General features: G+C 41.4%; 1 protein-coding gene. It reads left to right on the top strand.

The features are described from left to right. The first annotated feature begins 284 nt into the window (after nucleotides 1-284). Nucleotides 285-1,037, top strand: coding sequence for an outer membrane beta-barrel protein (locus PFRI_RS04375; protein ID WP_072629524.1), 753 nt, complete (start codon nucleotides 285-287; stop codon nucleotides 1,035-1,037). Nucleotides 1,038-1,201 lie beyond the last annotated feature (164 nt).

Below are 1,201 nucleotides of genomic sequence, written 5' to 3'. Positions count from 1 at the left end.
GGCCCCTTAACAACATTGCCCGAGAACGATAGCGACTGATACCCACCGCCACCTGAACCGCCACCCGTCGTGCTGCTCCCACCACACGCTGATAGCGTGAGAAGCGCCAAGGGTGACATCCCAAGAACGAGATTACGCTTGTTAAATGCTGCTGTTGAATGCTTCATAACAATGCCTGAATTACCTATGATACTTCCATGCTATGTTAAGCTAATGAAATATACCATAAAAATAGTATCTATTTAATACTTTAATATAATCGCAGCACAAACAGGATCAAATAATTGATAAACCGCAGTCACATCCTCCTAGTCCATTTGTTTATTTTAACCTTGTTCGCGACATCAGCCTTGTCAGAGGGCTACAAGATTGAACCATTTGCACTTTATGAACAGGCAGAGAGCAATATCGTTATCGATGGCGTATCAACAAAGTATGCTTTGGGTGTCGCGGGAGTTCAGGTCCACAAGACCTTCAACCAATCACTCACAATATCTAGCCGATTGGGCTATGGCCAAAACAATAATCAGAAAACCTCACTTTCAGGGGCAACCTTTAATGGAAAAGTCACTGGCACATACCTCAGTTTAGGCGGTAAATATCAATTCTACAAACGTGATGGCTTTGCAATATTTAGCTTAGCTCAAATTACAAGAAGAAGCCTGAAAGCATCGAATCTTGTTGGCAAGCGAAACAATCTAGACCTGACTGGATCATCTGACACACAATTCAACTCAAATGACCTTGCAATCGGAATTGCACTTAAACCCACAGAGACTTTGTCGCTAGAGATGTCAGTTGGCACCAGTAATTGGCATATCAAATCCAATGCAAAAGGCTTTTATTCTTCAAACGGAATTTCAGCTACGGCAAAAAAATCAATTGATACAAAAGGTAATGACCCAGTCATTCAAGCCACATTAGCAACCAACAAAGATAACCATAACTTCGCAATCAGCATCTCAAATCGCTCTCTGCAATCTAAAACAAGCACCTCTGTAGTGACATCTCAGTTGAGTTATACGTTTCAGTTCTAGCCACACTAAAAAACTTACCTTCATCAATTTAGATATTTTCCACGTTTCTGCTGAAACCCCTCTTCAATCAAACATAATTGCTTGAACATAGTCTCTGTTGACGAAGACTTAGGCTCAGGACCCATTAATTGCCTTGATGCTGGTTTGTCGTCATGATTCACGAA

This window comes from Planktotalea frisia, assembly GCF_001890925.1.
Taxonomy (GTDB): Bacteria; Pseudomonadota; Alphaproteobacteria; order Rhodobacterales; family Rhodobacteraceae; genus Planktotalea; species Planktotalea frisia.
Note: the sequence above shows the minus strand (reverse complement) of the source record. Positions and strands in the feature narration are given on the sequence as shown.